Origin of the sequence: Helcococcus sp. KG196 (assembly GCF_046035495.1) — a bacterium.
In the GTDB taxonomy this organism is placed as follows: domain Bacteria; phylum Bacillota; class Clostridia; order Tissierellales; family Peptoniphilaceae; genus Helcococcus; species Helcococcus ovis.
This window is the reverse complement of sequence record NZ_JBFNFI010000021.1, coordinates 24,589-31,360: the sequence shown is the minus strand read 5'-3', so window position 1 is coordinate 31,360 and position 6,772 is coordinate 24,589. Positions and strand designations below refer to the sequence as shown.

The 6,772-nt window shown below is 25.7% G+C and carries 6 protein-coding genes; all 6 read right to left on the bottom strand.

The annotated features are described in order from the left end of the window. Positions 1 to 20: 20 nt before the first annotated feature. Complete coding sequence (locus ABGF45_RS07955) at positions 21 to 755, bottom strand: hypothetical protein (RefSeq protein WP_408132177.1); 735 nt, start codon at positions 753 to 755, stop codon at positions 21 to 23. Beyond that, positions 752 to 2,002, bottom strand: a complete 1,251-nt coding sequence (locus ABGF45_RS07950) for an ABC transporter permease (RefSeq protein ID WP_134712046.1) — start codon at positions 2,000 to 2,002, stop codon at positions 752 to 754. The genes ABGF45_RS07955 and ABGF45_RS07950 overlap by 4 nt, the downstream gene beginning before the upstream one ends. Positions 2,003 to 2,069: 67 nt before the next feature. Continuing rightward, positions 2,070 to 2,465 carry a hypothetical protein gene (locus ABGF45_RS07945; RefSeq protein ID WP_134712047.1) on the bottom strand — a complete coding sequence of 132 codons (396 nt, stop codon included), beginning with the start codon at positions 2,463 to 2,465 and terminating at the stop codon, positions 2,070 to 2,072. 444 nt (positions 2,466 to 2,909) lie between these two features. Continuing rightward, the gene (deoD, locus tag ABGF45_RS07940; protein WP_134712048.1) at positions 2,910 to 3,614 is read right to left on the bottom strand and encodes a purine-nucleoside phosphorylase; all 705 of its coding nucleotides are present in this window, start codon (positions 3,612 to 3,614) and stop codon (positions 2,910 to 2,912) included. Positions 3,615 to 3,711: 97 nt separating this feature from the next. Further along, the gene (locus ABGF45_RS07935) at positions 3,712 to 4,995 is read right to left on the bottom strand and encodes a M18 family aminopeptidase (RefSeq protein ID WP_134712049.1); all 1,284 of its coding nucleotides are present in this window, start codon (positions 4,993 to 4,995) and stop codon (positions 3,712 to 3,714) included. A gap of 56 nt (positions 4,996 to 5,051) precedes the next feature. After that, on the bottom strand, positions 5,052 to 6,761 hold the full coding sequence (locus tag ABGF45_RS07930) for a hypothetical protein (protein WP_134743869.1): 1,710 nt from the start codon (positions 6,759 to 6,761) through the stop codon (positions 5,052 to 5,054). Between the last annotated feature and the right edge of the window lie 11 nt (positions 6,762 to 6,772).

The following is a 6,772-nucleotide window of genomic DNA, read 5'->3' as shown; positions in this document are numbered from 1 at the left end:
TAATAGACTGATACACAAAATTATTTACATAACCTGATTATAGGATACATTCTGGGAATACTTTCCATCATGCCACCTGATGTATCAATATCTATAAAAACATTTTCGCCCATCAAATTATTTATTTCATTATAAATTTTAATTCTTTCTTCTTTTGATATATCATCTTTCAACTTTATTTCTGCTTCTACTGCTTTCATATTTAATTTTTTTGCAGTATTTAATGAAATAACAAACGCATTATTTCCTCCTGTATAATCTGTTATTCCAATTACTTTAAGATCCGTTCCATTAATATCAATATGATCCCCTATTTTTACTTCATTATTTAATGAATATGTAAGAGGAATAGATATTTCTAAATCATCCGATTTAAAATCCGGAATTTTCCCGGAATATATTTGAAATTTATTATTCATCTTAAACATTGTATAAAAAAATCTGTTAATACGAAATTCTCCCCTTTTATTCATTTCAATATTAAAGTTTTGAGGAAATTTATATTTTATATCAAATATATGTATATCTTTGTATTTATTTAATATTTCTACTGCATCCTTATATACAGATTTATATGAATCAGTAAATTGATATGTAGCTGTAATATTTTTATCTGTTAATGACCTTCTATTTTCTATCCTTACTTGATTTGATGATAGAATTTGAAAACAAAAAACTGTAGATAAAACTAATACAGTTATATATAAGTACATTTGTCTAATGTTTCTAAATATTTCTTTTAATATAAATCTCATATTTTACCTCTATTTTTTAATTGCTTTTTTATTTCTAATACCGGTAAAAGCGAAATAGCCGTACTTAATAAAATTGCAACGATAATTACAATAAAAAACGTTACTGTATTAAAACTTATAATAGATGAATTACCTATAGCATCAAATCCTCTTAAAATTGAAAAACCAGTCCAATAATATGCACCTACAATCTTATAAAAAATAATATAAAGTAATATGCTCATACTTAAAATTATAAAATAATTATAAAAAGTTATTAAATACAAATCTTTTTTGGAAGCACCATTGAAAATATAAATCTTAAATCTATTTTTTAATAAATCCTTATTAATATATGCCATTCCAACTATTGTAAGTATTAATATTCCGACAAAAGATATCATTATATCCAAATATCTTTGCATCATATTTAAAAACAACTTATATTGTTCTGATATTAAATCTTTTGTAAATTGATAGTATCCCAAATTATTTTCTTTTATATATTTTTCAAATTCATTAATTTTTTCTTTTTCTAAATTATCCTTAAAATATATTATATTATTTTCAATATATGATTCCCCTATAGTCTCAAATATTTTATACAAATTTTCATCATATTCAAGTATAAATATAGGTGCACCATTTGCCGTTCTAGAAAATAGTTCTGAAACAGGAAATGATTTATTTGTTATCATTTGCAATGAAGGTAGTTTTATATCTTTATCATAATATCCTTTAATTTTAATTTTAATATCTTTTTTATCATCTAAATAAATGATATCTCCGATTTTATATTCATTTGAATATTTGTTTTGAACTAAAGCCGGCACCAAACCTTCAAATTTTTTCAAATTTATCTTATTATCAAAATGTCTACTTAAAATATTTAATGTAGTTTTATCATACATCATTACATTTTTTTTAGTGTTTGAAAAATAAAAATTTATTTTTTCTCTAGTAAAATCCTTAAAATCATCTGTATGAGTTTCTATATATTCTTTTATTAAACTATAATTTCTTTTTATATCTTCAATATTTGATTTAGAATTATTTTCTTCCCTCTCGTTGTAAATCGGTTTATTCATATAAAATAATCCATTATTTAAAGAACTATTTTTAAGATAATTATATTCTGATATAGCCTCACTCATTTCGTTGATATTTTTAACAGAAAAAAATAGCATAATAAATATTTGACATATGATAACAAAATTTATAAATTTATTTTTTTTCAAAAGCTTTATACTAATCATTAAATTTTTCATAAAATTATCCTTATTTTTTTATTTAATTTTTCATAACAATAAAGAAGAGAATATATTTAATTATTTATTATTTAATAACATTTAAATCTTGTGTTATATCTCCTTCATTATATGCATAAGAATCTGCATCCAAATAATCATATCCGGAAGTATAATTTACATATGCAGCATCGTCATCATTAGTAGTCATCTTTTTTCTCTTAAAAGTACTTAATCCAGAATCACTATAATATATGGAAACATAATTTGTTTTACTTCCTTTACAATACGAATATATCCTTGCATCGTCAAAAGGAACTAATGTCCCATAGTCATAAAAAGCTTCTTGCTTAACACCATTTTTATTATATACTAAATGCTTTTTAGAATTTCTATGTACATAAACCGATTCTGCTTCAACACTATAATTAGTTAATAAAATTATTAAAGCTAAAATAGCAAATAAAATATTTTTTTTCTTCATTATTTTTTGCTCCTTTTTATATGTATATTTATATTCTCTTCTTTTTAAAAAAATTATACAAAAAAAAAAAGAAATCGTTGTCAAAAAAATATTAAATAATAAGCGAATTTCATAAATATAATGGTTTTACAACAAATAATGTTAATGGATAAATTCAACTTCACTACTTGTGCCAATGGGTATTTGACAAAAAACCTAAAAAACTTGCTTAAATTTTCAAATTTTAGTTTGATTATCTAAGCAAGTTTTTGTTTTATACATAACAAAAGTCTTAAATAAATACTCTATCTTTATAAATACTTCTGTAATTTTTTTAAAGCAGACAACATCTTACCTTTTCTTAATTTCATCCGTAATTTTTCAGGATTTTATTCGAAAAAAGCAGATGAAATACGCTTTTTTACAATTTTTGTCCGTAATTACTTTTATCAAAACATATAATTTTTATGCTATCTCCAATGCCATTTCCATCATTTCTGTATAAGCTCTTTCTCTAACTTCCGCTGAATCTTCCCCTTCGCTATTGTCAGATACTGTACAAATACATAATGCTTGTTTCCCATTTTCCAATGCCGACATGTATAGTCCTGCTGCTTCCATTTCAATGCCTAATGTTTGATATTTAATCAAGTTTTCAATCACTCCATTTTCCCATTTTCTGTAAAATTCATCACTTGATAAAACTGTTCCAAAATATGCATTTAAGTTGTTATTTTTTGCATATTCATGAGCTTTTAACACTAAGTCAAATGTTGCTGTTGGTGAAAATTGAATTTCTCCAAATTTTCCTCTAACAACTGATGCCGGTGTATTTGCTGCAGTAGCTACAATAATATCTCTAACTTTAAGATTTGGTTGTAATCCTCCTGCTGTACCTACCCTTATTATTGTCTTCACATCATAAAATACAAATAACTCGTGATAATAAATCATTGCTGATGGAATTCCCATTCCTGAACCCATTACAGAAACTCTTTTTCCTTTATATGTCCCTGTAAATCCTAACATTCCTCTAACATCGTTAAATTGTTCTACATTTTCTAAAAATGTATCTGCTATAAATTTGGCTCTCTTTGGATCTCCTGGCATTAAAACTGTATCTGCGATTTGATCCTTGCTTGTCGCTCCTATATGTGGTGTTGGTATCATTTCTCCTCCTATTTTTTATAATTTTTAATAGATTAGATAAATTATCTTCATCTTATATTTTACCATCTAATATTATTATACGATATTTTCATAATAATTATTTTGATTCATAAAACGCCTTCATTAACTTAATCATCAATAATTGATCTTTTGTTCCTGCCATTTCATTTATAGAATGCATTGCTAACATTGGATTTCCGATATCAATATTTCTAATTCCTGTATTTGTTTCAATAATTGATCCAATCGTCGAACCACCTCTTAAATCAGATCTATTGTGAAAGATTTGCAGTTTAATATCGTTGTCCTTTGCTATATCAAGTAATACAGCTTTACCAAATGCATCTGTAGCATATGATTTTCTTGCTGAATCTTTAATAACCGGTCCCTCATTTAATTTTGGTTTATTTGTCGGGTCAGCCTTTGATATATAATTTGGATGAATTGCATGTGCCTGATCTGCAGAAATCATATATGATTTATAAATTTGATTTATAAAATCTTGTTCATCATTTCCTTGAGATAAAGATATTTTTTTCAAAACATCCTTAAACATAGCACTTGCTGCACCTTGTTGAGTTGATGAACCGATTTCTTCATTGTCAAATCCTACAAATATTTGAGTGCTGTCTGTAGCCTGAGCATTAATAATTGAAACTAAGCCGGCGTGAATCATCCCCAAATTATCAATTTTTCCTGATTGGAAAAATTCTCCATTAACTCCCAATATTTTAGCTTTTTCCCTACTACACAAGAATAAATCATGGCTTAAAATTTCATCCTTAGTAATATCTAATTCTTTTGCTATTAATTCATCTAAATCAAATTCTTCACCTAATCCAACTATTGGAAGTGCTTGTGTCTGTGCATTTGGAACTTTTCCTCTTTCTTCGACAGATGTCATATGTATCGCTAGTGAAGGTATCGTTACTAAATCTTTATCTATATTTAACAACCTAACTTCAGGAGTATATGAAGTCTTGCCTTTAACAAAAACTCTACCGGCAATCGAAAGAGGTCTATCAAACCAACTTTGCAAAATAGGTCCTCCGTATACTTCTGTATTTAATTGTAAATATCCGGATTGTTTAATAATCGGATTTGACTTAATCTTAAACCCTGGAGAATCAGTATGGGCTCCGACAATTTTAAAACCTGATTTTTCATTATTTCCCACAACAAATCCTATTACAGTTGAGTTATTTACTACTAAGTAATATTTTCCTTGTTTTTTTAGTTTCCATCTTTCGGTTAATTCTAATTTTTCAAATCCGTTTTTTTTTAACATTTCAACAGAATTTAATGTTGAATGATACATAGAAACTGACTTATCTAAAAATTTTAGTAAATCATCCATTATCTCTTTATCATTTAATTTCATATTTCCTCCTAAAAAATATAGGTGACAGAAAATCACCTATCACCTAATATTATATCCTATTTTGGGTTAATCCACATACCTAAATTATTTTTTTCTCTAGAAATGTTTACCATGCCTGAATTTGTTTTATAAATGAAATATTCTCCAGGTTGCAAGGTATTTACTTTATTAATTTTTAATAAAGCATCTTCAGCCCTAACATATCCATCTGTTTCTTTATCTAAAACAAACTTTTCATCTTTTTTAAATTTTGAATCCACAGTTGTTTTTTCTTCATCTAAAATATTTTCTTTAGGTTCAGTTATTTTTATATTTGAAACATCTATTTCAATATTTTTTTCTGATTTTTCCTTAAAATCTGATTTGTTTTCAATATTGTCAGTCTTATCCGATTTTTTATTTTTTTCTGATTTATTTGTACTGAAAATATTATCTTTTAGTGATACTTCATCCTTGAAATCATTAATTTGCGAATTACTATTTGTTGCAATTTCTTGTTTTACTTCTGATGAAATTTTCTTTTGACTCTCATGTGTTTCTTTAGCTTTATCAGATTTATCATGTTCTAAAATAACTTTCACACCATCTTTAGGCTTAGTAACCTTAACAACTTCTTCTTTTTTTTCAGATAAAAGTTTTTCCTTTGTCTTTTCTAAAATATTATCATAATCAAAACCTAAATCTTTAATTTCTTCTTTAGATACACCATTTTTAATATATTTATCGACAACATCTTCAACCTTATTATTTGAAGATTTTACAGATTCATGTATGAAATTAGAAACTTTTACTTTATTTATATTTTCATTTGGATTAATCCACAGCCCAGAATTTTTATAGTTTTTTGATAGATTAATCATACCATTAGAAGATTCTAAAACATAGTATCTTCCTTTTGGAAGAGTTTTTACAGAATTACCTTGTTTTTTAGCTTCATTCAAAGAATCATACCCTTTGGTGTCTTCTCTTAAAGTATAATCTCCTACTGGATTTTTTTTCGTTTCATATTTAATTTTTTCAGATTTTACAGTAGTTTTAGAATGTTTTTTTTCTATTTTTATATTTTCGGGATTTATCCATGCTCCCGGCTCACCTTTTGTCATAGTGATATTTACCATACCATTATAACTTCGATAAACGTGATATACACCAGGTTCAACAATAGTAACTCCATTTATAGAGTTTTTAGCATCGTCCGAGCTCATATATCCGTCTAATGATGATTCTATTTTTACCAAATCAATAGATTCACTTAAATTATCTATATTTATATTATATTTTGGATTTATCCATGTTCCAGGTTGATCTTTATCTAAAGTTAAATTAATCATACCTTTTGATTTATTAAAAATATAATACTCTCCTGATAAAACACTATTTACAGAATTTTTTTCTAAAAGTGCATCATCTGAATTAATATATCCTGAAACATCTTCTAATAATACATACCTATCCCCAATATTTGATTTATCATAAAGGTTATTAATATTTAGTTCTATATTATCTTTTGGATTTATCCATAACCCTTCTACATTTTCCTCTTTAGAAATATTCAACATTCCATAAGTTTTCTTGAAAATATAATATTTACCTTTCGGATAAGTTCTTACACTATTTATTCTATTTTTAGCATTTAATGCTTCACTATAAACCTGAACACTATTATTTAGCTTATATTCTTCAGCAAATACTGTTGCTTGAGAAAATAATACTGCTGCTGACAGTGTAACTAAACTCCCCTTTTTTATATAATCTCTTGTATCCATTCTAAACTCCT

Excerpts from the sequence above, each read along its gene's own strand:
- ABGF45_RS07935 (WP_134712049.1), bottom strand. The coding sequence starts at position 4,995 with ATGAAATTAAATGATAAAGAGATAATGGATGATTTACTAAAATTTTTA.
- ABGF45_RS07955 (WP_408132177.1), bottom strand. The coding sequence starts at position 755 with ATGAGATTTATATTAAAAGAAATATTTAGAAACATTAGACAAATGTAC.
- deoD (WP_134712048.1), bottom strand. The coding sequence starts at position 3,614 with ATGATACCAACACCACATATAGGAGCGACAAGCAAGGATCAAATCGCA.
- ABGF45_RS07945 (WP_134712047.1), bottom strand. The coding sequence starts at position 2,465 with ATGAAGAAAAAAAATATTTTATTTGCTATTTTAGCTTTAATAATTTTA.
- ABGF45_RS07950 (WP_134712046.1), bottom strand. The coding sequence starts at position 2,002 with ATGAAAAATTTAATGATTAGTATAAAGCTTTTGAAAAAAAATAAATTT.
- ABGF45_RS07930 (WP_134743869.1), bottom strand. The coding sequence starts at position 6,761 with ATGGATACAAGAGATTATATAAAAAAGGGGAGTTTAGTTACACTGTCA.